At 63.3% G+C, this 26,788-nt stretch carries 26 protein-coding genes; 14 read left to right on the top strand and 12 right to left on the bottom strand.

Annotation, left to right across the window (positions count from 1 at the left end):
• Positions 1-124 precede the first annotated feature (124 nt).
• The 7 genes from D886_RS0102310 to pilM all read right to left on the bottom strand — a co-directional run bounded on the left by D886_RS0102310 (position 125) and on the right by pilM (position 7,084).
• Positions 125-1,750, bottom strand: coding sequence for an SPOR domain-containing protein (locus D886_RS0102310; protein WP_027592359.1), 1,626 nt, complete (start codon positions 1,748-1,750; stop codon positions 125-127).
• 15 nt (positions 1,751-1,765) lie between these two features.
• Positions 1,766-2,863: a 3-dehydroquinate synthase gene (gene aroB / locus D886_RS0102305; RefSeq protein ID WP_027592358.1), complete on the bottom strand. Its 1,098-nt coding sequence runs from the start codon at positions 2,861-2,863 to the stop codon at positions 1,766-1,768.
• Positions 2,864-2,959: 96 nt separating this feature from the next.
• Entirely contained in the window at positions 2,960-3,478 is a 519-nt protein-coding gene (aroK, locus tag D886_RS0102300; protein ID WP_027592357.1) for a shikimate kinase AroK, read from the bottom strand.
• Positions 3,479-3,482: 4 nt separating this feature from the next.
• Positions 3,483-4,751, bottom strand: coding sequence for a type IV pilus secretin PilQ (locus tag D886_RS0102295; RefSeq protein ID WP_081717441.1), 1,269 nt, complete (start codon positions 4,749-4,751; stop codon positions 3,483-3,485).
• Entirely contained in the window at positions 4,675-5,658 is a 984-nt protein-coding gene (locus D886_RS0102290; protein WP_033693943.1) for a pilus assembly protein PilP, read from the bottom strand. Before D886_RS0102290 ends, D886_RS0102295 begins: the two co-directional genes overlap by 77 nt.
• 29 nt (positions 5,659-5,687) lie before the next feature.
• Positions 5,688-6,224 (bottom strand): PilN domain-containing protein, encoded by a 537-nt coding sequence (locus D886_RS0102285; RefSeq protein ID WP_027592354.1) that lies wholly within the window; start codon positions 6,222-6,224, stop codon positions 5,688-5,690.
• On the bottom strand, positions 6,221-7,084 hold the full coding sequence (pilM, locus tag D886_RS0102280; protein WP_027592353.1) for a type IV pilus biogenesis protein PilM: 864 nt from the start codon (positions 7,082-7,084) through the stop codon (positions 6,221-6,223). Before pilM ends, D886_RS0102285 begins: the two co-directional genes overlap by 4 nt.
• A gap of 181 nt (positions 7,085-7,265) precedes the next feature.
• Between pilM and D886_RS0102275 the strand changes: the two genes are divergently transcribed.
• A complete protein-coding gene (locus tag D886_RS0102275; RefSeq protein WP_371097097.1) occupies positions 7,266-9,716 on the top strand; it encodes a penicillin-binding protein 1A in 2,451 nt (816 codons plus the stop codon).
• A 380-nt stretch (positions 9,717-10,096) separates the two neighbouring features.
• Here the strand turns inward: D886_RS0102275 and D886_RS0102270 are convergent, their stop codons facing one another.
• From D886_RS0102270 to rpmE, 3 genes are all read right to left on the bottom strand, one after another.
• The gene (locus D886_RS0102270) at positions 10,097-11,365 is read right to left on the bottom strand and encodes a malic enzyme-like NAD(P)-binding protein (protein ID WP_027592351.1); all 1,269 of its coding nucleotides are present in this window, start codon (positions 11,363-11,365) and stop codon (positions 10,097-10,099) included.
• A 178-nt stretch (positions 11,366-11,543) separates the two neighbouring features.
• On the bottom strand, positions 11,544-12,365 hold the full coding sequence (locus D886_RS0102265) for a thermonuclease family protein (RefSeq protein ID WP_027592350.1): 822 nt from the start codon (positions 12,363-12,365) through the stop codon (positions 11,544-11,546).
• A 2-nt stretch (positions 12,366-12,367) separates the two neighbouring features.
• Entirely contained in the window at positions 12,368-12,583 is a 216-nt protein-coding gene (gene rpmE, locus D886_RS0102260; RefSeq protein ID WP_027592349.1) for a 50S ribosomal protein L31, read from the bottom strand.
• A gap of 168 nt (positions 12,584-12,751) precedes the next feature.
• Here rpmE and D886_RS0102255 point away from each other — a divergent pair, with 168 nt between their 5' ends.
• From D886_RS0102255 to D886_RS0102245, 3 genes are all read left to right on the top strand, one after another.
• Entirely contained in the window at positions 12,752-14,971 is a 2,220-nt protein-coding gene (locus D886_RS0102255; protein ID WP_027592348.1) for a primosomal protein N', read from the top strand.
• A 113-nt stretch (positions 14,972-15,084) separates the two neighbouring features.
• Positions 15,085-16,821, top strand: coding sequence for an arginine--tRNA ligase (gene argS / locus D886_RS0102250; RefSeq protein WP_027592347.1), 1,737 nt, complete (start codon positions 15,085-15,087; stop codon positions 16,819-16,821).
• A 1-nt stretch (position 16,822) separates the two neighbouring features.
• The gene (locus tag D886_RS0102245; RefSeq protein WP_027592346.1) at positions 16,823-17,521 is read left to right on the top strand and encodes an SPOR domain-containing protein; all 699 of its coding nucleotides are present in this window, start codon (positions 16,823-16,825) and stop codon (positions 17,519-17,521) included.
• Between the two features lie 111 nt (positions 17,522-17,632).
• Here D886_RS0102245 and D886_RS0102240 read toward each other — a convergent pair whose 3' ends face one another.
• Positions 17,633-18,052 carry a TM2 domain-containing protein gene (locus tag D886_RS0102240; RefSeq protein ID WP_027592345.1) on the bottom strand — a complete coding sequence of 140 codons (420 nt, stop codon included), beginning with the start codon at positions 18,050-18,052 and terminating at the stop codon, positions 17,633-17,635.
• A 167-nt stretch (positions 18,053-18,219) separates the two neighbouring features.
• Between D886_RS0102240 and D886_RS0102235 the strand changes: the two genes are divergently transcribed.
• Positions 18,220-18,846, top strand: a complete 627-nt coding sequence (locus tag D886_RS0102235) for a C40 family peptidase (RefSeq protein ID WP_027592344.1) — start codon at positions 18,220-18,222, stop codon at positions 18,844-18,846.
• Between the two features lie 112 nt (positions 18,847-18,958).
• Here the strand turns inward: D886_RS0102235 and D886_RS0102230 are convergent, their stop codons facing one another.
• On the bottom strand, positions 18,959-19,948 hold the full coding sequence (locus D886_RS0102230; RefSeq protein ID WP_027592343.1) for a type IV pilus twitching motility protein PilT: 990 nt from the start codon (positions 19,946-19,948) through the stop codon (positions 18,959-18,961).
• Positions 19,949-20,013: 65 nt separating this feature from the next.
• Here D886_RS0102230 and D886_RS0102225 point away from each other — a divergent pair, with 65 nt between their 5' ends.
• The 9 genes from D886_RS0102225 to D886_RS0102185 all read left to right on the top strand — a co-directional run bounded on the left by D886_RS0102225 (position 20,014) and on the right by D886_RS0102185 (position 26,598).
• Positions 20,014-20,700 (top strand): YggS family pyridoxal phosphate-dependent enzyme, encoded by a 687-nt coding sequence (locus D886_RS0102225; RefSeq protein ID WP_027592342.1) that lies wholly within the window; start codon positions 20,014-20,016, stop codon positions 20,698-20,700.
• 38 nt (positions 20,701-20,738) lie between these two features.
• Positions 20,739-21,557 (top strand): pyrroline-5-carboxylate reductase, encoded by an 819-nt coding sequence (gene proC, locus D886_RS0102220; RefSeq protein ID WP_027592341.1) that lies wholly within the window; start codon positions 20,739-20,741, stop codon positions 21,555-21,557.
• A 10-nt stretch (positions 21,558-21,567) separates the two neighbouring features.
• A complete protein-coding gene (locus D886_RS0102215; RefSeq protein ID WP_027592340.1) occupies positions 21,568-22,158 on the top strand; it encodes a YggT family protein in 591 nt (196 codons plus the stop codon).
• Positions 22,159-22,260: 102 nt separating this feature from the next.
• Complete coding sequence (locus tag D886_RS0102210; RefSeq protein ID WP_027592339.1) at positions 22,261-23,400, top strand: homoserine O-acetyltransferase; 1,140 nt, start codon at positions 22,261-22,263, stop codon at positions 23,398-23,400.
• A 7-nt stretch (positions 23,401-23,407) separates the two neighbouring features.
• Positions 23,408-24,028: a methionine biosynthesis protein MetW gene (gene metW, locus D886_RS0102205; protein ID WP_008092977.1), complete on the top strand. Its 621-nt coding sequence runs from the start codon at positions 23,408-23,410 to the stop codon at positions 24,026-24,028.
• Between the two features lie 22 nt (positions 24,029-24,050).
• Positions 24,051-24,485, top strand: coding sequence for a DUF4426 domain-containing protein (locus tag D886_RS0102200; protein ID WP_027592338.1), 435 nt, complete (start codon positions 24,051-24,053; stop codon positions 24,483-24,485).
• Positions 24,482-25,078, top strand: coding sequence for an RdgB/HAM1 family non-canonical purine NTP pyrophosphatase (rdgB, locus tag D886_RS0102195; RefSeq protein ID WP_027592337.1), 597 nt, complete (start codon positions 24,482-24,484; stop codon positions 25,076-25,078). Before D886_RS0102200 ends, rdgB begins: the two co-directional genes overlap by 4 nt.
• On the top strand, positions 25,075-26,262 hold the full coding sequence (hemW, locus tag D886_RS0102190) for a radical SAM family heme chaperone HemW (RefSeq protein WP_027592336.1): 1,188 nt from the start codon (positions 25,075-25,077) through the stop codon (positions 26,260-26,262). Before rdgB ends, hemW begins: the two co-directional genes overlap by 4 nt.
• A 9-nt stretch (positions 26,263-26,271) precedes the next feature.
• Positions 26,272-26,598, top strand: coding sequence for a DUF3392 family protein (locus D886_RS0102185; protein WP_027592335.1), 327 nt, complete (start codon positions 26,272-26,274; stop codon positions 26,596-26,598).
• The last annotated feature ends 190 nt before the right edge of the window (positions 26,599-26,788 follow it).

The raw sequence follows: 26,788 nt of genomic DNA, 5'->3' as shown, positions 1-26,788 counted from the left end.
GCAAGAGAGGCTTGTGGCCGGCAGCCTGGGACAGAAAAGCCTGCCGCGCTCGGGCGCAGCAGGCTAGTCGAAAGCTAGAATTCGCTCAGCAACTGGGCGGCGGGGTGGTGCCGCCCGGCAGGTATCAGCGGGCCGTGGCCAGCTCTTGTTGGACGCTGGCGACGGTACGTGGCCAAGGTTTACCAGCCTGGACCTTCGCTGGCAAGTTCTTGATTGCCGCGACCGCTGCATCACGGTTGGCGAAGCTGCCGTAAGTCACGACATACAGCGGCTTGCCCTGCAGGTTTTTCTTGAAGTAGCGATAGTCGCCACCCTGGGCTTTGACGAAGGCCTGGGCCGAGGCTTCGGAGCTGGTGCCGAGGATCTGCACCACGTAATTGCCCGGTTTCTGGCCTGCATACCAGCCACCACCGCTGCTGCCAGTAGCCGCAGGCTTCTCGACAGGCTTGGCAGCTGGCTTGGCTGTGGCGACCTGGGTTGGCGCAGGCGCAGGCTTAGCAGGTGCAACCGGTTTTGCAGGCTGGGTTGCGACGGGCTTTGGCGCAGGCGCAACCGGCTGAACCGGCGCACTGGCAGTCGGCTTCGACAGCGTCGGTGCCGGGCCGGCAGGCACGCCTTGCGGCGGTGCGATGGTGGTCACGGTCGGCGGGTTGCCAGGCTGCAGCGCGGTATTGCCGGCCGGGCTGCCCTCTTCGCCGTCCCCCATGCCAGCGGCCTGGGCCAATGGTTCGCGCATCACCGGCTGCGACTGCCCTACCAGCGGCAGTGGCATCGGCTGCGACGAGCCGGAGAATTCGATGGCCGGGTTGCCATTATTGGCCTGGGCGGCGCCCGGCTGGCCTTCACCTAATGGCAATTGAGCCTGGGCAGCCGGCACCTCGGCAGGTGCCTTGTCGCCTTTCTTGGGCATGAGAACCGCGGCAGCAACGGCGACCACAACCACAGCGGACAGCGCGAGCACATGTTTCTTAGGCATTTTCAACCCCATGGATGGTCGCTTGGCCGTCGAACGGCTGGCGATCATGGCTTCGATCAAAGTGTCACGGGCGACCTGGTTGATTGTGCCAGGCCAACCGTCGGAGTGTTCATGGATATCGACGATCTGTTCGCGGGTGAACACCTCGATGCCCCGGCCGGCGCCATCCAGACGCTGCTCCAGGTACTCGCGGGTCTCCTCTTCGCTGTAGGGGGCGAGCTCGATAACGTGGAAACGCTCTTCCTCGATACTCAGCTCATCCAGCCCGGCGATCAGCGACGGCTCACCGAACAGGAACACGTGCGGGCGCCCTTCCGGAACACCCGCCGCCAGCTCCAGCAACGCTTGGAGTGCCGACTCGTCGAGTTGTTCCGCATCGTCCACCAGCAAATACACTTCCTGCCCGGTCAGCGCCAGTTGCACCACCTTCGACAGTATGGCCTGGACCTCAGGCTGGGCGACCTCAAGCGACTGCGCGACCTGGGCGAGCACGCTGGCCGCATCGCTGGCGCCTCGGGCAGAAACCACGACGCTCTGCACCGATTGCTTGTTGGTACTGGCCACCAGGGCCTGGCGCAGCAAGGTCTTGCCGCTGCCCAGGGGGCCGGTGACCACCAGCATCAGCTGGCTGTAACGGGCCAGGTGATGCAGCTGGCCCAGCACAGGCTTGCGCTGTGCCGGGAAGAATTTGAAGCCGGGCACGCGGGGCGCGAACGGATCGTGGCTCAACTGGTAATGGTCGAGAAAGGCCTCATCGGCATGCAAACTGGTCATTGCGCTGTCACAACCTCAAAGCTGGGCCACGATCGCGCGGTAATCCGCCGACAGCGTGGCCTGAAGAATCTCTTTCGGATAGTCGTCGGTGATCACGGCCTCGCCCATCTGGCGCAACAGCACCAGACGCAGACGCCCGTCGAGCACCTTCTTGTCGACCGCCATGTGCTCCATGAAATGCGCCGGGGTCATTTCCTGTGGTGGCACCACCGGCAAACCTGCATCCTGCAACAGGCGGATTCCGCGATCGCGCTCGGCCTGGTCGATCCAGCCGAGCCGCATGGACATTTCCAGGGCCATCACTGTGCCCGCCGACACGGCTTCGCCGTGCAGCCAGACGCCATAGCCCATATGGGTTTCGATGGCATGGCCGAAGGTATGCCCAAGGTTCAGGGTCGCCCGCACGCCGGATTCGCGCTCATCGGCACCGACCACCGCAGCCTTGGCTGCGCAGGAACGGCGGATGGCTTCGGTCAGGGCCGTGGAGTCCAAGGCACGCAGGGCCTTCATATTGTCTTCGAGCCAACCAAGGAACGGCTTGTCGCAGATCAGGCCGTACTTGATCACTTCAGCCAAGCCTGCGGACAGCTCACGCGCCGGCAGGGTCTTGAGGCTGGTGGTGTCGATCAGCACCGCGTTGGGCTGATAAAAGGCACCGACCATGTTCTTGCCAAGCGGGTGGTTGATGCCGGTCTTGCCGCCGACCGAGGAGTCGACCTGGGATAACAGGGTGGTCGGCACCTGGATGAAATCGACGCCGCGCTGGTAGCAGGCAGCGGCAAAGCCGGCCATGTCGCCGATCACGCCGCCGCCAAGGGCCACCACGGTGGTGCGACGGTCGTGCCGGGCAGTGAGCAGGCCATCGAAGATCAATTGCAGCGTTTCCCAGTTCTTGTGGGCTTCGCCGTCAGGCAACACCACGGGCAGCACCGAATAGGCACCCAGGGTCTTGGCCAGGCGTTCGAGGTACAGAGGCGCGACGGTTTCGTTGGAAACGATGGCGACCTGCCGCCCGGCAATGTGCGGCGCCAGCAACTCGGGCTGGTCCAGCAGGCCTTCGCCAATGTAGATCGGGTAGCTACGCTCGCCCAGGTCGACCTTTAGTGTCTGCATGTATCCCCACAATGTACTTGGGCGCGGCGCCGCTTGGGCGACGCACGCGGTAAGTTGAACCTCGCCTCGGCGCTGGTGGCCGAGAATAGTCCCGGCTTATCGGGGCGGCAACTGCTGCAAGCGTTCGAGAATATCGATCACCACCATGCGCGGTGGCCGCTCGTCGGTTTCAACGACCAGGTCGGCGATCTCGCGGTAGAGCGGATCACGCGCTTCGAGCAGGGCGCGAAGGGTCGCCTCCGGGTTGGCGGTACGCAACAGGGGGCGATTGCGATCACGTGCGGTGCGACCGACCTGCTGCTCCACTGAAGCATGCAAGTAGATCACCCGGCCGCCCTGGCGCAACGCCTGACGGTTGGCATCGCGCATTACCGCGCCGCCGCCGGTGGCCAGGACCACGCCGTCGAGCCCGCAGAGCTCGGCGATCATCGCCTGTTCACGGTCACGGAAGCCCGGCTCGCCTTCCTTGTCGAAGATCCACGGGATGTTGGCGCCGCATCGCAGTTCGATTTCCTTGTCGGAATCTTTGAACAGCAGGCGCAGCTCTTTGGCCAATAGGCGTCCAATGGTGCTTTTACCAGCGCCCATTGGCCCCACAAGTATCAAATTTCGCACAGAATCAACGACTCACAGCAATCGCCTGGTCACTCATGATACGCGGAGTCAGGAAGACCAGCAGCTCGGATTTTTTCTCTTGTAATACATCGCGTCGAAACAGCCGCCCAACATACGGCAGATCGCCGAAAAATGGCACCTTGTCGACCACATTGTTTTGCGTGGTCGAGTAGACGCCACCGATCACGATCGTCTCGCCGTCCGCCACGCGAACCTTGGCAGTGACCTCGTTCTTGCGGATCGGCGGCACGTTGTTCAAGGCATTGACGTAATCAGGCTCGTCCTTGGTCACCCTGACCGTCATGATGACCTTGTTGTCCGGGGTAATCTGCGGGGTGACTTCAAGCGACAGGGACGCTTCGCGAAACGACACGGACGTGGCGCCACTCTTGCTGGTTTCCTGGTAGGGCACCTCGGTACCTTTGAGGATCCTGGCCGTTTCCTTGTCGGCCGTGACCACCTTGGGCTGCGAGATGATTTCGCCATTGCCGCTCTTTTCCATGGCGCTGAGCTCAAGGTCCAGCAGGATGCCGCCACGCAGCAGGCCCAGGCCGACACTGGAGCCGGTACGCTCCACCCCAAGGTCGACGAACAGCTCCTTGCCTGGCCTTACGTTCTCACCGTACAAGGGCCCACCCCAACGCACCCCAAGGCTCTTTTCGTAATCGACATTGGCCTCGACGATGCGTGCCTCGATCGCCACCTGACGCACCGGCACATCCAGCTGCGCCACCAGGTGGCGCAGCTCGGCAAGGCGGTCAGCGGGCTGGTAGGCCACCAGGGTATTGGTGCGCGCATCCACGCTCAAACTGCCTCGCCCAGTGAGGATGCCGTCGTCTGCCAGGGTTGCCAGCAACAGCTCTGCGAGCTCGGACGCTACGGCATGGTGGATCGGCATCAGTTCACGCTGCAGCGGTTGCAATTGCGCATCCAGCGCCTGGCCTAGTCGGGCGTCGAGCGATTGCCCGGCAAGCTCCGCCGCCGGCGCCACCAGCAGCACATTGCCCTCTTCACGCCGGGCCAGGCCCTTGCTGCGCAGCACCAAATCCAGCGCCTGCTCCCAGGGCACATCCTGAAGCCGCAAGGTGATATTGCCCTGCACCGAATCGCTGGCAACCAGGTTCACGCCGGCATGGTCTGCCAGCACCTGCAATACGGCGCGCACCTGCACATCCTGAAAGTTCAGCGACAGTGGCTCACCCCGAGTGGGCGCTGCCGTCGCCAGCGGGATCGACAAGACGAACGCCGCCGCCCCCATCCATAGCCTTTTCATCCTTGTCCATGACCTCCTTGTCCAGGGGTTTTCGGAGGGTGAGTACGGCTGTGCGCTCATGCCACTCACGCGCCACGAACCACCGCTCGCGCACGTCGACCCGCTGCTCGTCGATGTGCACCACAACACCCTCATCGCGCCCGAGCCGGTCGCCCAGGCGCACGCGATACAACTGGCCTGCAGACAACAACAGCGCTTCATGCGCGCCGCGTTGCGCTAGGCTCCCGACCATTTCCAGCTGCGCCAAGGGCACACGGCCCAATTCGCCAGGTGCCACTTTCGCCGGGGCTGCGGAGAACGGATCGACCAACGGCGGCACGGCCACTGCCCGAGCGGGCAAATGCGCCAATGACTCAACGGCCGGCGCCGCTGCATCGGCATGATGCGCGTGAACCCTTAGACGCAAGCGCAACAACCCCGGCCGCCCATCGACTTCATTTATGCTCAAGTCACCGACACGCAGCAGCCGCAGCTGGCCAAGCCATTCGTCCAACCACAGGCGCAGTGCTGCATACCGGCCCACCACCTGAACATCGAGGGGAATGGTTCGGTAGTGCGCCTGCTCCACCGCCTCATGCACATCGAGCCGCTCGAACAGCAGGCCAAATTCATGCCCTGAGGCGGCAAGCGAATCGAGTAGGTCACTCATGCCCTCGCCTGCGGCCAGACGCCACCGGGCAACGTGCAGCGCCTGCTGTGCGGCGGCCAGCGCAGCGCGCATGCGTGCCAGCTCCCGCACCTGCGCTGCCTTGGCCGAATGCTCCTCGCTCAACCGCTCATGCTGCGCATTCACTTGCCCATGGGCGTGCCGCAACTCCGGCAGGCGTAGCCCACACCCCAGCGCCAATACCAACACTCCCAGACCGACCGAAGCGCCCCACCTGAAGCGAGCGGAACGTTCGGCCATGCCCTGCCAGCTCACCCACCAGGCTGCATTCACGACCAAAACGCCGACACACGCGCTGTCAGGACAAACTCATCGCCCGAAGGCAGGTGCTTCACATGCTTGAGCTCCAGGCCTTGCAGCACCGCGGACCGCTCGAGGTCGCGCATGAACTGAGCGACCACAGCACCGGACGCGGCCTGGCCGGTCACCTGCAAACGGCCGCCTGCCAACGTGAGCTCAGTGAGCTGCAGACCAGCAGGCAACGCTGCCTCCAGGTCGCTAAGCAACGCGGGGAATACACCTTGATCGGCACGCAGGCTGGCCAACACCGCAGCGTGTGCCTGGGCAGCATCGTGGGCGGCACGCACTTCAGCGTGCTGCTCCAATTGTTCATCCAGCAGCGCAATGGCGGATTGACGGCTAACAGTGCTCAACCCTTGCTGCTGCGCACGTTGGCGTGCCAGTTGATCGATCAGCATCACGGCGCACAGGGCCAGCGCCGCACTGCCAAGCAACATCCACTGAAAGCGCCGAAGCATCGACCGGCGCTGCCGCTCGCGCCAGGGCAAAAGGTTCAGACGCATCATGGCTGCATGCCTCCGAGCGCCAAGGCGCATGCCAAGAGCATCTCGCCCCCACCAGGCTCCAACCCCACAATAGAAGGCAGGGGCCGACAGGGCAGCTTCACCTCTGCACTCAGGTTATCCAGCCACGCTTGCTCGATCGGTGAACTGCCGGCGACCAGCACGCATTCCAGTTGACTGTCGTCGCCCAAAAGCGCCGGCCATTGGCCAAGTGCTTGGCCGAGGTGCACTTCACGGCGCTGCGCGGGCATGCCCTGCCGCCAACAATGCAGCGTCGCGCCTTGCGCTTCGATGCGCAGCAATGCCGAACCCGCGAGCGCGCCCTGCGGCAGCATCCGCTGCAACGCGATACTGTCGACCTCCATCGCCTCGGCCTGCAGCCCGGCAGCATCAAGCAGGGCTTCAACGGGCTCCAGCGCACGCTGGCGACAGGCAGCCACCATGACCTCCTGGCAATCGGCCTGGGCCTCGGAGGCCCCGAGCAACTGAAAGTCCAGCGCCAGATCATCAAGCGGAAATGGAAACAGGCGATCCGCATCAGCCAGCAACTGGGCCTCGATATCGGCTTCACTCAGGCCCGCTGGCAGTTGGCACACCTTGCAGATCACCTGATTTGCCGGCAGCGCCACCGCAACGCGCCGCTGCCGACTGCCGCTGCGCCTGCAGGCACGGCGCAACGCAGCCACTAGCCGGGCAGGGTCGGTCGCCCAATCAGCCCCACTGTACGGTTCATACGGCTCGTGCGCCCAGGCCGCGACCTGGCAACGCCCCTTGCGTCGCTGCAGCTGCACAATCCGAACGGAGTCGGGGGCAATTTCCACCCCCAAGAGTGAACCGGCATCCATGCCGAAACGTCCAAGCATCGCTGTTCCTTTGCTGTATGCCGCAAACCCGCGTCAGCGCTAGGCCCCAGCGGCCAAACGGTTCGACGGGCCACCTGGCCGGTCACCCGGCAAGGCGAAAAAATGCTTATAATGCCCAGCGTTTTTGGTCCGCCGGACCCGTACGCAATTCACTTATCAACCTGGACGCCCAAAAGCCTTGATACGTCTGCTGAAGTTCTTCTGGTGGTCTTCCGTCGCAGTCATTAGCGCGCTCGTACTCGGTGTGAGCGGTGCGTTTCTGTATCTTAGCCCTAGCCTGCCCTCGGTCGAGTCCCTCAGAAGCATCCAGTTGCAGATCCCCCTCAGGGTGTACAGCAGCGACGGCAAGCTGATTGCCGAGTTCGGCGAAATGCGCCGCTCGCCGATCCGTTTCGCGGAAATCCCCCCACAATTTATCCAGGCGCTTCTGTCAGCCGAGGACGACAATTTCCTCAACCACTACGGCGTTGACCCCAGCAGCCTGATGCGCGCCGCGACTCAGCTGGTAAAAACCGGCCATATCCAGACGGGCGGCAGCACCATCACCATGCAGGTGGCGAAGAACTTCTTCCTCACCAGCGAGCGCAGCTTTTCGCGCAAGACCAACGAGATTTTGCTGGCCCTGCAGATCGAGCGTGAGCTGACCAAGGACGAAATCCTTGAGCTGTACGTGAACAAGATCTACCTGGGCAACCGGGCGTACGGCATCGATGCCGCCGCACAGGTTTATTACGGCAAGTCGATCCGCGACGTGAGCCTGGCGCAAATGGCGATGATCGCCGGCCTGCCCAAGGCACCTTCGCGCTTCAACCCCCTGGCCAACCCGGTGCGCGCCAAAGAGCGTCGCGACTGGATTCTTGGCCGCATGTACAAGCTCGGCAAGATTGACCAGGCCAGCTACCAGGCCGCCCTGGCCGAGCCGCTCAACGCCAGCTACCACGTGCCGACACCTGAGGTGAATGCCCCGTACGTCGCCGAGATGGCCCGCGCCGAGATGGTCGGCCGTTATGGCAGCGATGCCTACACCGAGGGCTTCCGCGTTACCACCACCGTGCCGAGCGACATGCAGGAGATGGCCAACAAAGCCATTCTCACGGGCCTTTCCGATTACGATGAACGCCACGGTTACCGCGGCCCCGAGGCACGCTTCCCAGGCAAGACCCACGCGGCCTGGCTGCTGGAACTGAGCAAGCAGCGCACCCTGGGCGGCCTTGAGCCGGCCATCGTCACTCAGGTCGACAAGACCGACCTCAAGGTGCTGACCCGCAGCGGCCTGGAAGAAACCGTCGCCTGGGACACCATGAAGTGGGCGCGCCCGTTCCTCAATAGCAATTCCCAGGGCCGCGCACCGCAAAGCCCCGCCGATGTTGCCCAGGTAGGTGACCTGGTGCGCCTGCAGCGCCTGGACGACGGCAAGCTCAAGTTCAGCCAGGTGCCGGGCGCACAAAGCGCGCTGGTCACCCTCGACCCATACAACGGCGCCATTCGTGCTCTGGTAGGCGGCTTCTCGTTCGAGCAAAGCAACTACAACCGTGCCATGCAGGCCAAGCGCCAACCTGGCTCGAGCTTCAAGCCCTTCATCTATAGCGCGGCGCTCGACAGCGGCTACACCGCGGCCAGCCTGGTCAACGATGCACCGATCGTGTTCGTCGACGAGTACCTGGACAAGGTCTGGCGGCCGAAGAACGACACCAACACCTTCCTCGGCCCGATCCGCATGCGCGAGGCGCTGTACAAGTCGCGCAACCTGGTATCGATCCGCCTGCTGCAGGCCATGGGCGTCGACCGCACCATCGACTACATCGCCAAGTTCGGCTTCAACAAGCAGGACTTGCCGCGCAACCTGTCGCTGGCACTGGGCACCGCAACCCTCACGCCGATGGAAATCGCCACGGGCTGGAGCACCTTTGCCAACGGCGGTTACAAGATCACCCCGTACCTGATCGACCGCATCGAGAGCCGCAGCGGCGAGACCCTGTTCACCGCCAACCCGCCCCGCGTGCCGCAAGGCGCCCAGGACCAGGCAGGCCTTGCCGCGCCAGAGCAGCCGATCAGCACCGCAGCCATGCCGGGCGAGGCGCCGGCCGCCTTTGGCCAAGTCACGCCAGCACCGCAAACGCCGGCAGTGGCGGAACAGATCATCGACGGCCGCACCACGTACATCCTCACCAGCATGCTGCAGGATGTAATCAAACGGGGCACTGGCCGCCGTGCGCTGGCCCTGGGCCGCACCGACCTGGCCGGCAAGACCGGTACCACCAACGAGTCCAAGGATGCCTGGTTCTCCGGCTACAACGCCGATTACGTGACCACGGTATGGGTCGGCTTCGACCAACCCGAGACCTTGGGCCGCCGCGAATACGGTGGCACTGCGGCGCTGCCGATCTGGATGAGTTTCATGGGTGCTGCGCTGAAGGACAAACCCAACCACGTACCGGCTGAGCCGGAAGGCATCCTTAGCCTGCGTGTCGACCCGGTCAGCGGCCGTGCGGCCTCGCCGGGCACGCCGAACGCCTACTTCGAGTTGTTCAAGGCCGAAGATTCGCCACCGTCAGGGGATGAACTGGGCAACGGCGCGGCACCGGGAAGCCCGCTGCCAGCAGACGAAGCAGCGCCGATGGACCTGTTCTGATCGGAGATAGGGATCTCATCCGAGATTGACGTACGCCGTATCAGTGCTTATATTTGGCACTTCGAAGCGACTGACCGGATGAGATTGAGCGCTTCCCAGCGGCCTAGGCCGTAATCGCGCAAGGCGGTTCGCAAGTGGTGTCCGGATCTGCTTTAAGCAACAAAAGAAGACGCCTCGAGCGTCTTTTTTTGTGCCCGAAGCTTCAACGCCTAGTCGCTGTCGGTTGCTGCAAGTAGCTATCCGATCACGTTATGCACCATATTGATTGATACTCCTCGGCAAGAGCTGGGGGCACACTCAAAACAGAAACGTCTGACACCCCATTACACGAAAAGCCCCGACTCTCGCGAGCCGGGGCTTTTTTGTGTCACTTACGGCAATCAGCCGTTGAACACTTCATCCACGCTGTTCAGCGGGTAGTGCTTCGGATACGGCAGGGTCGCCACACCGGACTCGATAGCAGCCTTGGCGACAGCATCGGAAACAACGGTGATCAGACGGGCATCCAGAGGCTTCGGAATGATGTACTCACGGCCGAATTCCAAGCCTTCGACGCCGTAGGCTTCGCAAACTTCCTTAGGAACCGGCAGCTTGGCCAGGTCTTTCAGGGCGATGGCGGCGGCAATCTTCATTTCTTCGTTGATGCGCTTGGCACGTACGTCCAGGGCGCCACGGAAGATGAAGGGGAAGCCCAGTACGTTGTTGACCTGGTTCGGGTAGTCGGAACGACCGGTGGCCATGATCACGTCGTTACGGGTGGCGTGAGCCAGCTCTGGGGAGATTTCCGGATCGGGGTTCGAGCAAGCGAACACGATCGGGTTGGCCGCCATCGACTTCAGGCCTTCTGCGCTCAGCAGGTTCGGGCCGGACAGGCCAACGAACACGTCAGCACCGTTCAAGGCGTCAGCCAGGGTGCGCTTGTCGGTCGCGTGGGCGAACTGCGCCTTGTACTGGTTCAGGTCGTCGCGGCCAGCGTGGATCACGCCGCTGCGGTCGATCATGTAGATGTTCTCGACCTTGGCACCCATGCTGACCAGCAGCTTCATGCAGGAGATAGCGGCAGCGCCGGCACCCAGGCAGACGATCTTGGCTTCTTCCAGCTTCTTGCCGGCGATTTCCAGGGCGTTGATCATGCCGGCCGCGGTGACGATCGCGGTGCCGTGCTGGTCATCGTGGAAGACCGGGATGTCGCACTGCTCGATCAGGGTGCGCTCGATTTCGAAGCACTCTGGAGCCTTGATGTCTTCGAGGTTGATGCCACCGAAGGTGATCGAAATGCGGCGAACGGTGTCGATGAAAGCTTGCGGGCTTTCCGACTCGACTTCGATGTCGAATACGTCGATGCCAGCGAAACGCTTGAACAGAACACCCTTGCCTTCCATGACCGGCTTCGAGGCCAGTGGGCCGAGGTCACCCAGACCGAGGATGGCAGTACCATCCGAAATCACCGCAACCAGGTTGCCTTTACCGGTGTATTTGTAGGCCAGCTCTGGATCACGGCCGATTTCGCGCACGGGTTCTGCAACACCTGGGCTGTAGGCCAGGGCGAGGTCACGGGCGGTGGCGGTGGGCTTCGAGAGCTCGACGCTCAGTTTCCCCGGACGAGGTTGAGCGTGGTATTCGAGAGCGGCGGTTTTCAGGTCTGACATGGTGGGCATTCCGCTATTTACTGTTCTGACGGACCGCCGAGGATACGCAAAGAGCCGGGGAGTCACAAGACTGGTCGGTCACTTGTGTCAAGGCCTTTAGCCTACGACTTTACGCTATAACCCACGGGGCATACGAATCACAGTGTGTACAATCCAATACCGAAATGTCTACATCTTTTCAGCCTGAAATACGTTCTAACATGCTCGGATCGGTCAATGGCAACACCCAGCGTCGCTGCCCAGGCTTAAGGCCGCCCTTGCGGGAACGATCCAGCATCCAGCCACGCGCCTCGACTTGGCGCCCTTTGAGATTATCGAAGAAGCTGGCCGGGAAGTTGCGTTGCAGACGAGCGGGAACCTGCAGCACCACGGTGCTATCCAGGCTCAGCCAGACGCCGCCGCGGTTACGTTCGACCGCCTCGATTCGGCCACCGATGACAGCGAAGCCAGACTGCCTGACATCCCGCGCGCGCAGCACCGGGGAGCTTCGCCACAGCCCGACACCCGCCTTGCGCGCCGCTTGCTCGGCCAGTTGCTGGCACCCCACCAGGCGCACATTGGGGGCAACGGCAACGCGGTAGCCGAGCCCCTCGCTGAGCAGTTGTGCTTCCAGATTGTTGCCAGTGCGGCCGTAGATGTGCGCCAGTGTGCGGCCGTATTTGTCTTTGCCCTCAACGCCCGTCACCATCCCGACACGCCCGTCGCTGGCTTTGACCAAGGCTTGCAAGCGCCGCTTGGCCGCCTCGGCATAGGGCTCGCTGGTCCGCCCTTTGCGACCGATCTCCGGGGCGTTGATGCCGATCATGCGCACGCTGCGGCCGTCGGTCAGGCGCAAGGTATCGCCATCTACCACCTGCCGCACTGCCACCGGTTGAGGGTTGGCCGGCAGCGGGCAGAACGCCTGGGCAGGAAGATGCCAAATCGCGCCCACAAAAAAAGCGCCCACAAGGGGCGCTTTTTTTTGCAACAACGCGAAACCCGAGGGATTCGCCATGCGCATTATTACTTCTTGGCACCGAACATGCCGAAGCGATCGGCAAACTTCTGTACGCGACCACCGGTGTCCAGGACTTTCTGCTTACCGGTGTAGAACGGGTGGCACAGGTTGCAAACGTCGATCGATAGGGTGCTACCCAGGGTCGAACGGCTTTCAAACTTGTTGCCGCAGCTGCAGGTGACTGCAACTACTTCGTAGTTCGGATGAATATTTGCTTTCATGGTCACTTCCTCGAGCTGCGTGCCGCCACCCAACACCAATTGTTGAATACCGCACGTAATTAGGCGGCGAATAATACCAGAGCCCAGCCTCAGCGCAAGTTGTCGCTTGCACCGACTGTCGTCTGCTAGGCTCGCCAGTCTTTGAAATGCCCTTGCGAGACCTTCCGCGTGTCCGACGTCATCCTGCGCCTTGCCCTGCCCTCCCCGCTGCGTCGCCTGTTCGACTACAGGGCGCCGGCGAGCATGGCGCGCCAGCCCCTCACACCGGGCATGCGCATTCGTGTGCCATTCGGGCGCCGCGAGATGATCGGCGTGCTGGTGGAGGTGTGCGACCAAAGCGAAGTGCCCGCCGACAAGCTCAAGCCGGCCATTGCGCTGCTGGACCCGGTGTCGCCGCTGCCGCCGGCCCTGCTCAAGCTGTGCCTGTGGACGGCCCAGTACTACCAGCACAGCCTGGGCGATACCCTGAGCTGGGCCCTGCCGACCCTGCTGCGCCAGGGCGAACTGGCCGAGATGCGCCAGGAACGCTTCTGGCACGTCGCCGCCGATGCCCGCCACGATGACCCTCGCATCGCCCGCGCACCGCGCCAGCGCGATGCCCTGAAAACCCTGGCGCAGCACCCACACGGCGTGGCCCACAGCCTGCTGGGCAAGCTCAACCTGAACAAGGACAGCCTCGACCTGCTGCTGGCCAAGGAGCTGGTCACCGTCGAAGTACGCCGCCACCTGCCAACGCCGCGCCACGAGCACTGGCTGGCGCAGCCCGAACTGCCCCTCAACGAAGAGCAGCGCAACGCCTTCGATGCCGTGTGCCTGGGCCTTGGCAGTTTCAACGCGTTTCTGCTGGCCGGGGTTACCGGCAGCGGCAAGACCGAGGTCTACCTGCAGTTGATCCGCGAAACACTGGAGGCCGGTAAGCAGGCGCTGGTGCTGATCCCGGAAATCAACCTCGGCCCGCAGACACTGGCGCGCTTCGAGCAACGCTTCAACGCCCGCATCGCCTTGCTGCACTCGGCGGTCGGCGACCGCGAGCGGCTGGACGCCTGGCTGGCAGCCCGTGACGGCGAGGCCGACATCATCATCGGCACCCGCTCGGCGCTGTTCACGCCGATGAAAAACCCCGGCTTGATCATCATCGACGAAGAGCACGACGGCTCTTATAAACAGCAAGAAGGCCTGCGTTACCACGCCCGCGACCTGGCCCTGGTGCGCGCCCACCAGGAGAACATCCCGATCCTGCTCGGCTCGGCCACGCCGTCGCTGGAAACCCTGCACAACGCCCAGACCGGCCGCTACACCTTGCTGCGCATGAACCAGCGCGCCGGCGGTGCCCGCCCGCCGCGCATGCTGCGCCTGGACGTGAAAAGCCTGCCGCTGGACAGTGGCATCAGCGGCCCACTGCAGCAGGCCATCCGCCAGACCCTGGAAGCAGGCCAGCAAGTGCTGGTGTTCCTCAACCGCCGCGGCTTTGCCCCGACGTTGCTGTGCCACGATTGCGGCTGGTTGTCCGAATGCCCTCGCTGTGATGCGCGCATGACCGTGCACCAGCGTTCCGGCGTGCTGCGTTGCCACCACTGCGGTTATGACGAACGCCTGCCGCACCAGTGCCCACAGTGCAACCATGTCGACTTGCGGCCGGTGGGCGCAGGCACCGAGCGCGCCGAAGAGCGCCTTAAGGTGCTGTTCCCGGACTACCCGATCCTGCGCGTGGACCGCGACAGCACGGCGCGCAAAGACGCCATGCACAACCTGTTCGGCACCATCCAGCGTGGCCAGCCGAGCATCCTGGTGGGCACCCAGATGCTCGCCAAGGGGCACCACTTCCCACGCGTGACCCTGGTGGCCATCCTCGACGCCGACGGCGGGCTGTTCTCCGGCGACTTCCGTGCCAGCGAGCGCATGGCGCAATTGATCGTGCAGGTTGCCGGGCGTGCCGGGCGCGCCGAAGAGCCCGGCAAGGTGATCATCCAGACCCACCTGGCCGACCACCCCTTGCTGGTACAGCTGACCGAACAAGGCTATTTCGCCTTCGCCGAGCAAGCCCTGGACGAGCGCCGCGCCGCCGGCCTGCCGCCTTTTTCTCACCTGGCCTTGCTGCGCGCCGAAGCGCACAAACCGGGCCAGGCCGAAGGCTTCCTCGACGAAGCCTGCAGCGCAGCAGAGCGCCTGGTGGCCGAACAGCGCCTGCCGGGCATTGAACTGTTGGGCCCGGTACCGGCTCCCATGGAGCGCCGAGCAGGCCGCTTCCGCGCCCAATTATTGATACAGGCCAACACCCGGGCACCCCTGCATCGACTGATCAGCGCCTGGTTGCTAGTGTTGGAGCAAATGCCGAGCGGCCGACAGGTTCGCTGGTCGCTGGACGTGGACCCGGTAGACCTCTACTGACACCCTGAGCCTTGGCAAAGGTTGGCAACCCGCTCCCGGCAACGGATAATGCCCAGTTTTTCCACCTGCGCATCGAAGCGCTCCACCGCGCTTGCGGTCGAAAAGAGAACCCCATGAAAGACACCATTCGCCAGCTGATCCAGCAAGCCCTCACCCAACTCGTCACCGACGGTGTGCTGCCTGAAGGGCTATCGCCGGCGATTCAGGTGGAAAACGCCCGGGACAAGACCCACGGCGACTTCGCCAGCAACATCGCGATGATGCTGGCCAAGCCTGCCGGCATGAAGCCGCGCGACCTGGCCGAAAAACTGATCAACGCGCTGCCCGCCAGCGACGACATCAGCAAGGTCGAGATTGCCGGCCCAGGCTTCCTCAACTTCTTCCAGAACACCAGCGCTCTGGCCGACCGCCTGGACGCTGCCCTGGCCGATGACAATCTGGGCGTGCGCAAGGCCGGCCCGAGCGAAAAGGTCGTGATCGACCTGTCGGCCCCCAACCTGGCCAAAGAGATGCACGTCGGCCACCTGCGCTCGACCATCATCGGTGACAGCGTGGCGCGCGTGCTGGAATTCCTGGGTGACAACGTCATCCGCCAGAACCACGTCGGCGACTGGGGCACCCAGTTCGGCATGTTGATGGCCTACCTGCAGGAAAACCCGATCACCAGCGACGAGCTGTCGGACCTGGAGAACTTCTACCGCGCCGCGAAGAAACGCTTCGACGAGTCCGAAGAATTCGCCACCCGCGCCCGCGGCCTGGTGGTCAAGCTGCAGGCCGGCGACCCTGAGTGCCTGGCCCTGTGGACGCGTTTCAAGGACATTTCCCTGTCCCACTGCCAGAAAACCTACGAGCTGCTCAACGTCAAGCTGACCATGGCCGACGTCATGGGCGAAAGCGCCTACAACGACGACCTGGCCAACGTAGTCAGCGACCTCAAGGCCAAGGGCCTGCTGGTCGAGGACCAGGGCGCGCAGTGCGTGTTCCTCGAAGAGTTCAAGAACAGCGAAGGCGAACCCCTGCCAGTGATCGTGCAGAAGGCCGACGGTGGCTACCTGTACGCCACCACCGACCTGGCCGCAGTGCGCTATCGCAGCAATGTGCTCAAGGCCGACCGTGCCCTGTACTTCGTCGACCAGCGCCAGGCGCTGCACTTCAACCAGGTGTTCGAAGTGGCGCGCCGTGCAGGCTTCGTCGGCCACCCGATGCAAATGGAACACATGGGCTTCGGCACCATGAACGGCGCCGACGGTCGCCCGTTCAAGACCCGTGACGGCGGCACCGTGAAGCTGATCGACCTGCTCACCGAGGCCAAGGAGCGTGCCTACGCCCTGGTCAAGGAGAAGAACCCGAGCCTGGCCGAAGACGATCTGCGCCACATCGGTGAAGTGGTCGGGATCGGCGCGGTGAAGTACGCCGACCTGTCCAAGCACCGCACCAGCGACTACAGCTTCAACTTCGAGCTGATGCTCAACTTCGAAGGCAACACCGCGCCGTACCTGCTGTATGCCTACACCCGCGTGGCGGGCGTGTTCCGCAAGCTGGGCAAGGGCTTCGACGAGGTCGACGGCAAGATCGTGCTGCAGGCCGAGAAGGAGCTGGACCTCGCCGCGCGCCTGGCGCAATTCGGCGAAGTGCTTAACAGCGTGGCCGACAAGGGTACGCCGCACGTGCTGTGCAGCTACCTGTACGACCTGGCTGGCCTGTTCTCGAGCTTCTACGAGAACTGCCCGATCCTCGCCGCCGAAACCCCGGAGCAGCAACAGAGCCGCCTGCGCCTGGCTGCCCTGACCGGTCGCACCCTCAAGCAAGGTCTGGAACTGCTCGGCCTGGAAACCCTGGAGCGCATGTAAGTTGGCTGCCAAGAAAAAACCTGCTCCAAAACGCGGCGCCAGCCGCCAACAGGCGCCGGCCAAGCAGCCGATCCCGGGTTGGGTATGGCTGGCAGTCGGGTTGACCGTGGGCGCTTTCATCGTCTTTTTGATGAAGCTCGAGCCAGGCGGTGCGGACATCAAGCGCACCAAGCCTGAACAACAAAAACCGGAAAAGGTGGCCGAAGCCAGCAAGACCACCCCGGCCACCCCGCAGCAGCCGGTGAAGCCGAAGTATGACTTCTACACCCTGCTGCCGGAGTCCGAGGTCATCGTGCCGCCGGAAGCCGTGCCAGAGAAGACGCCACCGGTGCCTGCCCAGCCAGTGACCCCGGTCACCCCGGCAGAAGCAGCGAAGATCGACACGGCACGCGCCCAGGCCGCCTTGCTGGGCCAAACGCCACCACCGGCACCGCCGGTGATCAAGCCTGCGGCCACCACGCAGTTCTTCCTGCAGGCCGGCTCGTTCCGCAAGCAGGCGGATGCCGACAAGGTCCGCGCGCAGATCATCCTGCTCGGCCAGTCGGTGAAGGTGGAGTCGGGGACGGTCAAGGATGAAACCTGGTACCGCGTACTGGTCGGCCCGTTCAGCAACCGCGAACAACTGACCGGGGCGCAGAAACAGCTTGCCGGCGCAGGCTTCAGCAACCTGCTGCTGCAACAGCGCCAGACCCGCCAGTAAAACTCGGTAGGAGCAGCCTTGTGCTGCGAAGAGGCCGGTGCAAACACCAAGGATGTTAGGTGTTTGTACCGGCCTCTTCGCAGCACAAGGCTGCGCCTACACGATCTGCAATCAGCGACGATCGCTGTTGGCTTCGGAAATCTGACTGTTCAAAGTCCAGAAGTCGTACAGCACGCCGACCAGGAACAGGCCGCCCGTGAAGAAGTAGATGATCGCGGTGATCCACTTGCCCTGGTACAGGCGATGCAGGCCAAAAATGCCCAGGAAGGTCAGCAGAATCCAGGCGATGTTGTAGTCGATCCGACCGGACCGGAAGCGCAAGTCCGCCTCCTTGTCCATCGCCGGGATCAGAAACAGGTCGATCAGCCAGCCGATGCCCAGCAGGCCCAGGGTAAAGAACCAGATCGTCCCAGTGATCGGCTTGCCGTAGTAGAAACGGTGCGAGCCGGTGAAGCCGAAAATCCACAAAAAGTAGCCGATGACCTTGCTGTGGGTGTCGTGAAGCGGCTCACCCTGTTGATAACTGTTCATTCATAGCCCTCGTGGGTTATCCGAAAATTTTCTAAGAAAAAATGTGACTTTCTCGTCGCAGGCCGACGTATGGCACCCCACCAATCGACCAACGGATCAGAAATTGATCAAAAAGCTGTTATAAAGTTGCGCGCCTAACACATAACTATTCATAAAGAGCTTCATCTATGCCGCCTTTACTCAAGACATGGCTGACCCTCTGTCTATTATTGCCCCTGGCCGCCCACGCCACCAATCGTGAGCAACGTCTTCCCAATGGTTTCACTGGCTATACCACCAATGCCTCGGTGAAACACGCGCCTGCCAAGCACACCACGCTGCGCGCACGCCCAAGCAACGCGGCCAGCAGCCGTGGGCTGCCGGTTGCCTCCATGTCGCCGAAGCAGAGCAGCGATGTGCTCAGCCGTGCGGTGAATGTGCTCGGTACGCCCTATGTCTGGGGCGGCAGCAGCCCGAAAAAGGGCTTCGACTGCAGCGGCCTGGTGAAATACGCCTTCAATGATGTGGCCGATGTCGACCTGCCACGCACCTCCAATGCCATGGCCCAGGGCCACGGTGTGAAGGTGGCGAAGGGCGACCTCAAGCCTGGCGACCTGATCTTCTTCAACATCAAGAGCCGACGGGTCAACCACGTTGCCATCTACCTGGGCAACGACCGCTTCATCCATGCCCCGCGTCGCGGCAAGCGGGTGAGCATCGACACCCTCAGCAAGCCTTACTGGCAGAAGCACTATGTCGTGGCCAAGCGGGTGTTGCCGAAAGAACAGCAGCAGCTGGCCCTGGCCAAGCGCTAATCGAGCCTCGACCACGGCTCTGGTAGGAGCAGCCTTGTGCTGCGAAGAGGCCAGTGAAAACACAGCGGATTGTCGCTGACGTCACCGGCCTCTTCGCAGCACAAGGATGCTCCTACACCCATCCCATCACTTTCAGCCTTTGCATCGCCCCTTCCATCGTCCGCATCCCCTCCGCCGCCCCCGTCTGCATCACCGAACTCAGCTGCGCCATCCGCCCTTCGCGAATCAGGTTACGCACTGCCGTGTTAGCCACCAACACCTCCCGCGCCGCTACCCGCCCGCCGCCCACGCGCTTGACCAGCACTTGCGCCACCACCAGGCGCAGCGACTCGGCCAGCATCGCCCGCACCAGCGGCTTTTCCTCGGCGGCAAACACCTCCACCAGCCGGTCGATGCTGCCCGCAGCCGAGCGCGTGTGCACGGTTGCCAGCACCAAGTGCCCCGTTTCTGCCGCCCGCAATGCCAGGCGAATCGTCTCCAGATCGCGCAACTCGCCGATCATGATCACATCCGGGTCCTGACGCAGCGCACTGCGCAGCCCTTGGGCAAACCCGCGGCAATCGCGGCCCATCTCGCGCTGGTTGATAAGGCTCCGTTGGCTGCTGTGGATAACTTCCACAGGGTCTTCCAGGGTGATGATATGCAGTGACCGCTCGCGGTTGAGCTGATCGAGCAGCGCCGCCAAGGTGCTGGACTTGCCACTGCCAGTGGGCCCGCCCACCAGAATCAGGCCATCGGAACACTGCGCAACAGCTTGAAACACTTCCACAAGGTCGAGCTCGTCCAAAGTCGCAATGCGTCTGGGTATCAGGCGAAAGGTCGCCGCAACCCCATTCAACTGGCGGAACAGGTTCAGGCGAAAACGGCCTAACGCTGGCAGCGCCAACGCAAGGTCCAGCTCATCCCCCTGCGCCCATTGCCGGCAAGCGTCATCGCCCAGCAAGGGCGCCATGGCATCACTCAGCGCCGCTGCCGTCAGCGGCGGCAGGTCCATGCGTTGCAGTTCGCCATCCAGGCGCAACATCGGTACCTGGCCCGCGGCCAGGTGCAGGTCCGAAGCCCGCGCATCCACAGCACGGGCCAACAGGTCGGTCACATCCATGAGACTCCCCAAAGGCGATCAAGCAGGTAGAATGCCGCAGACCCTTTCGCCGCCGGCATCGATCCATGTCCACCATAGCAGACAACCTATCCGCCCTTGCCGCCCGCATCGCCAGCGCCGCCCAGGCCGCCGGGCGGGACCCGGCCAGCATCCAGTTGCTGGCTGTGAGCAAGACCAAGCCCGCCAGCGCCATCCGTGAAATCTACGCCGCTGGCGTGCGCGATGTCGGCGAAAACTACCTGCAGGAAGCCCTGACCAAGCAGGAAGCGTTGCGCGACCTGCCCTTGATCTGGCACTTCATCGGCCCCATTCAGTCGAACAAGACCAAAGCCATTGCCGAGCATTTCGACTGGGTACATTCCGTGGACCGCCTGAAGATCGCCCAACGCCTCTCGGAGCAACGCCCTGCTGCACTGGCACCGCTGAACATCTGCCTGCAGGTGAATGTCAGTGGCGAAGACAGCAAGTCCGGCTGCGCACCGGCCGACCTGCCAGCGCTGACCGAGGCCGTCGCGAAACTGCCCAATCTGCGCCTGCGCGGGTTGATGGCCATCCCGGAGCCCAGCGATGACCGCGCCGCCCAAGAGGCCGCTTTTGCCAGCCTGCGCACCTTGCAGCAGCGCCTGGGCCTTGGCCTGGACACCTTGTCCATGGGCATGAGCCACGACCTGGAGGCGGCGATTGCCCAGGGAGCGACCTGGGTACGTATCGGCACCGCCCTGTTCGGTGCCCGCGACTACGGGCCCGTCTGATTCCATGCTTTACTCACTCTTTCCCACAAGGACCTGACATGAGCAAGACACGTATTGCCTTTATCGGCGCCGGCAACATGGCCGCCAGCCTGATCGGCGGCCTGCGTGCCCAGGGCCTGGAGGCTTCGCAGATCCGCGCCAGCGACCCGGGCGCCGAGACCCGTACCCGCATCCAGGCCGAGCACGGCATCGAAACCTTCGAAGACAATGCCCAGGCAATCGCTGACGCCGACGTGATCGTACTGGCGGTCAAGCCGCAGGTCATGAAGGCCGTTTGCCAAGCCCTGCAAGCCCACCTGCAGGAAGGCCAGCTGATTGTTTCCATCGCTGCCGGTATCACCTGCGCCAGCCTGCAGAGCTGGGTAGGCCCACGCCCGGTGGTGCGCTGCATGCCCAACACGCCAGCGCTGCTGCGCCAAGGCGTCAGCGGCCTGTACGCCACCCAGGAAGTCAACGCCGAACAGCGGCAACAGGCCGAACAGCTGCTGTCTGCCGTGGGCACTGCCCTGTGGCTGGACCAAGAGCAGCAACTGGACGCAGTGACCGCCGTCTCCGGCAGCGGGCCGGCGTACTTCTTCCTGCTGATCGAGGCGATGACCGCCGCAGGCGAAAAGCTCGGCCTGCCTCGCGAAACCGCCTCCCAGCTGACCCTGCAGACCGCGCTGGGCGCGGCGCGCATGGCCGTGGCCAGCGATGTCGACGCTGCCGAACTGCGCCGCCGTGTCACCTCGCCAGCCGGCACCACCGAAGCTGCGATCACGTCGTTCCAGGCCAACGGCTTCGAAGCCATCGTCGAGCAAGCGCTGCAGGCCGCAGCGACGCGCTCCGCCGAGCTGGCCGAACAACTGGGCAAATAAGGAGCTTTAGATGAATGCACTGTCTGGCGCCGCGATCTTCGTGGTGCAAACCCTGGTCAGCCTGTACCTGGTGATCGTCCTGCTGCGCTTCGTGCTGCAACTGGTCAAGGCCAACTTCTACAACCCACTGTGCCAGTTCGCGGTACGCGCCACCCAGCCGCTGCTCAAGCCGATCCGCCGGGTCATCCCCAGCGTTGGCGGCCTGGACACCTCGTCGCTGCTGCTGGCAGTGGTCATCCAGGCGCTGCTGATGGGCTTCGTGCTGATGGTCACCTACGGCACCTTCGGTGATGTGCTGCACCTGCTGATGTGGGCCATCATCGGCATCACCTCGCTGTTCCTGAAGATCTTCTGGGTGGCGATGATCGTCATGGTGATCGTCTCCTGGGTCGCGCCCAACAGCCACAACCCGGCGGCGGAGCTGGCCTACCAGATCAGCGAACCGGTGCTGGCACCGTTCCGCCGCCTCGTGCCTAACCTGGGCGGCATGGACATCTCGCCCATCTTCGCCTTCCTGGCGATCCAGGTGATCCAGTCGTTCGTCATGCCGCCGCTGGCTGCCTATGCCGGCATGCCTCAAGAACTGTGGCGGATGATCTGATCCAACGCCCTTGAACATCGACGCCCCCTGCGGCAAGCCTTTGCTTGCCGCAGGGGGTAGCGCTCTTTAGACTTACGCCTCCGTCAAGCGTGAGCAGGGTCGATGTCCACTGTCCTTCCCGAAGATTCCGTCGGTCTGGTTACACCGCAAACAGCCCGGTTCGAAGAACCGCTGGCCCTGGCCTGTGGCCGCTCGCTGGCCAGCTACGAGCTGGTCTACGAGACCTATGGCACCCTGAACGCCAGCGCCAGCAATGCCGTGCTGATCTGCCATGCCTTGTCCGGCCACCACCATGCCGCCGGCTACCATGCCGCCACCGACCGCAAGCCGGGCTGGTGGGACAGCTGCATCGGCCCCGGCAAGCCAATCGACACCAACCGTTTCTTCGTGGTCAGCCTGAACAACCTCGGCGGCTGCAATGGCAGTACTGGCCCGAGCAGCGTCAACCCGGCTACCGGCAAGCCCTATGGCGCCGACTTCCCGGTGCTGACCGTGGAAGACTGGGTGCACAGCCAGGCACGCCTGGCTGACCGCCTGGGCATTGGCCAGTGGGCGGCCATTGTGGGCGGCAGCCTTGGCGGCATGCAGGCACTGCAATGGACCATCACCTACCCCGACCGCGTGCGGCACTGCGTCGATATCGCCTCGGCGCCCAAGCTCTCGGCACAGAACATTGCCTTCAACGAAGTGGCGCGCCAGGCCATCCTCACCGACCCGGAGTTCCACGGCGGTTCGTTCCAGGACCAGGGCGTGATCCCCAAGCGCGGGCTGATGCTGGCGCGCATGGTGGGCCATATCACCTACCTGTCCGATGATTCGATGGGTGAAAAATTCGGCCGTGAGCTCAAGAGCGACAAGCTCAACTACGACTTCCACAGCGTCGAATTCCAGGTCGAAAGCTACCTGCGCTATCAGGGCGAGGAATTTTCCGGCCGTTTCGACGCCAACACCTACCTGCTGATGACCAAGGCCCTGGACTACTTCGACCCGGCCGCAGCCCAGGGTGGCGACCTTGCCGCCACCCTGGCCTCGGTCACGGCAGACTACTGCATCATGTCGTTCACCACCGACTGGCGCTTCTCGCCTGCCCGTTCACGCGAGATCGTCGATGCGTTGATGGCCGCGCGCAAGAACGTGTGTTACCTGGAGATCGATTCACCTTATGGGCACGATGCCTTCCTGATCCCCACACCTCGCTACATGCAGGGTTTCTCGAACTACATGAACCGCATCGCCATCTGAGGACAGCATGAGAGCCGATCTGGAAATCATCCACGACTGGATTCCCGCCGGCAGCCGGGTACTCGACCTGGGCTGCGGCAGTGGCGAACTGCTGGCCTCGCTGCGTGACCGCAAGCAGGTCACCGGTTACGGCCTGGAGATCGACGCCGACAATATCGCCGCGTGCGTGGCCAAGGGCGTCAACGTCATCGAGCAGGACCTGGACAAGGGCCTGGGCAACTTCGCCAGCAACAGTTTCGATGTGGTGATCATGACCCAGGCCCTGCAGGCCGTGGAGTACCCCGACCGCATCCTCGACGAGATGCTGCGCGTGGGCCGTCAGTGCATCATCACCTTCCCCAACTTCGGCCACTGGCGCTGCCGCTGGTACCTGGCGACCAAAGGCCGCATGCCGGTTTCGGACTTCATGCCGTACACCTGGTACAACACGCCGAACATCCACTTCTGCACCTTCGCCGACTTTGAAGAGCTGTGCCACGAGCGCCACGCCAAGGTCCTCGACCGCCTGGCCGTCGACCACTTGCACCGTAATGGGTGGGGCGGCCGGCTATGGCCTAATCTTCTAGGTGAGATCGGCATCTATCGCGTCAGCAGCCCTGGCCTGCAGGAGCACCAGCTCGCGGTCTGACGCCCACCGGAGGAATCGCACCATGCGTCGCCTAGCCCTGTTCCTGATCAGCCTGTGCCTGGCCCTGCCTGTACTGGCTGCCGATGCCGCCCGTCCCGAGCGCAAGGAAGTGTTTGGCGACGTGACGGTACACTACAGCGCGTTCACCTCAAGCATGCTGACGCCGGAGGTGGCCACTAGAACGGGCCTGGTGCGCAGCAAGAACCAGGGCGTGCTCAACATTGCCGTGATCAAGGCCGACAAGCCAGCCATGGCGGTCGTCAGCGGCACGGTGAAAGACCTAACCGGGCGCAGCAGCCCGTTGTCCTTCAAGCCGATCACCGAACAAGGCGCGATTTACTACATCGCCCAGTTCAAGATCGAACAGCCAGAAACCGTGACCTTCGACATCAATGTCGAAACCGGCGGCATCAGTCACTCTCTCAGCTTCAACCAGGAAGTGTTCCCAGGCGAATGATGAATTTCCAGCAACTCGTATTGGCCAGCCACAATGCCGGCAAACTCAAGGAACTCCAGGCCATGCTTGGCGCGTCCGTACAGCTGCGCTCGATCGGTGAATTCAGCCAGGTCGAGCCAGAGGAAACCGGCCTGTCGTTCGTCGAGAACGCCATTCTCAAGGCACGCAATGCCGCGCGCATCTCTGGCCTGCCAGCACTGGCCGATGACTCGGGCCTGGCCGTGGACTACCTCGGCGGCGCGCCGGGTATCTATTCTGCTCGCTATGCCGATGGCAAGGGTGACGCGGCAAACAACGCCAAGCTGCTGGACGCCTTGAAAGACGTGTCCGAGGCCGAGCGCGGCGCTCAGTTCGTCTGCGTGCTGGCGCTGGTGCGTCACGCCGACGACCCGCTGCCGATCCTGTGCGAAGGCCTGTGGCACGGGCGCATCATGTTTGAGGCCAGCGGTGAGCACGGCTTTGGCTACGACCCGCTGTTCTGGGTGCCAGAGCGCAATTGCTCGAGCGCGGACCTCGCCCCTGTCGACAAGAACCAGCTCAGCCACCGCGCCCGCGCCATGGTCCTGCTGCGTCAACGCCTGGGCCTGGCATGATCGAAACGTTGTCCATCCAACCGCACCCGGCGGGTGCGGCTGGTTTCGCCGTGCTGCCGCCTTTGGCGTTGTACATCCACATCCCGTGGTGCGTACGCAAATGCCCTTATTGCGACTTCAATTCCCACGCGGCGGGCCCAGAGCTGCCTGAAGAGGCTTATGTCGACGCCCTGCTGACCGACCTCGATCAAGAGCTGGCAGCCGTACAAGGCCGCCCGATCAGCTCGATCTTCTTCGGTGGCGGTACGCCGAGCTTGTTCAGTGCCAACGCCCTTGGGCGGCTGCTGCGTGGCGTTGAACAACGCATCCCGTTCGCGCCGGACATCGAAATCACCCTGGAGGCCAACCCCGGTACGTTCGAGCAAGAGAAGTTCAAGGCGTACCGGCAGACGGGCATCAATCGCCTGTCCATCGGCGTGCAGAGCTTCCAGCCCGCCAAGCTGGAGGCGCTCGGGCGCATCCACAATGGTGACGAAGCGATCCGTGCCGCCGACATGGCGCGCGCCGCCGGGTTCGACAACTTCAACATGGACTTGATGCACGGCCTGCCCGACCAGTCGCTGGACGACGCGCTGGGTGACGTGCGCCAGGCCATCGCCCTAGGGCCGACCCACTTGTCGTGGTACCAGCTGACCGTAGAGCCGAACACGGTGTTCTGGAACCAGCCACCCGAGCTGCCCGAAGACGACATCCTCTGGGATATCCAGGAGGCCGGCCAAAGCCTGATGGCCGAGCACGGCTACCGCCAGTACGAAGTGTCGGCCTATGCCCAGCCAGGCCGTGCTGCCAAGCACAACCTCAATTACTGGCGCTTCGGTGATTTCATCGGCATCGGCGCGGGTGCCCACGGCAAGCTGACCTTCGCTGACGGGCGCATCCTGCGCACCTGGAAAACCCGCCTGCCCAAGGACTACCTGAACCTGGCCAAACCGTTCAAGGCTGGCGAAAAGCGGCTGCCGGCGGACGAGCTGCCCTTCGAGTTCCTGATGAACGCCTTGCGCCTGACCGATGGCGTCGAAGCCGAACTGTTCATCCAGCGCACCGGCCTGCCGCTGGCGCAACTGGCCGAGGCCCGTCGCGCGGCCGAACAAAAGGGCCTTTTGCAGGTCGAACCGGATCGATTGGTGGCCACGCCGCGCGGCCAGTTGTTCCTCAATGACCTGCTGCAGTATTTCTTGACCTAAGGATGACCCATGGACCTGGTACTTGATCTGCTTGCAACGGCTTCCCGCTGGAGCCGCAGCAACCTGTCGGAGATTTCGCTGGCCTTGGTAGGCTGCCTACTGGTGCTGTTCGGCACCGATATCAAAGCCACGGTGGAACAACGCCTAGGCAGCCTGGCCGGCGCCCTGCGCGTGCCGTTCATGGCCCTGCTGGTGATGATCGGCAGCGGCGCAGCGCTGATCTATGCCACGCCGTGGGTGGTGAAGGGGCTGGGCCAGTTCAATAATTATGCGTTGGCACCCGTGCTGCTGGTGGTGCTGGTGTTGATCGGCGTGGTGGCTGATCGGCGGGGGTAAGGCACGACTACAGCATTTCACTTTCCCTGTGGGAGCGGGTTTACCCGCGAACACGGGCGAAGCCCGTGCCATATACCGCGTCGCATTCTTCGCGGGTAAACCCGCTCCCACAGAATCCCCCGCGGTCTTGAATACAAACAAGATCCGGATGAGTACGGGGTCTTTCAGTGAAAGCCCGAAGCGAAGGATC

The sequence above is a fragment of the Pseudomonas sp. LAIL14HWK12:I7 genome (genome assembly GCF_000483465.1).
Taxonomy (GTDB): domain Bacteria; phylum Pseudomonadota; class Gammaproteobacteria; order Pseudomonadales; family Pseudomonadaceae; genus Aquipseudomonas; species Aquipseudomonas kermanshahensis.
This window is presented reverse-complemented; position numbering and strand designations above follow the sequence as displayed.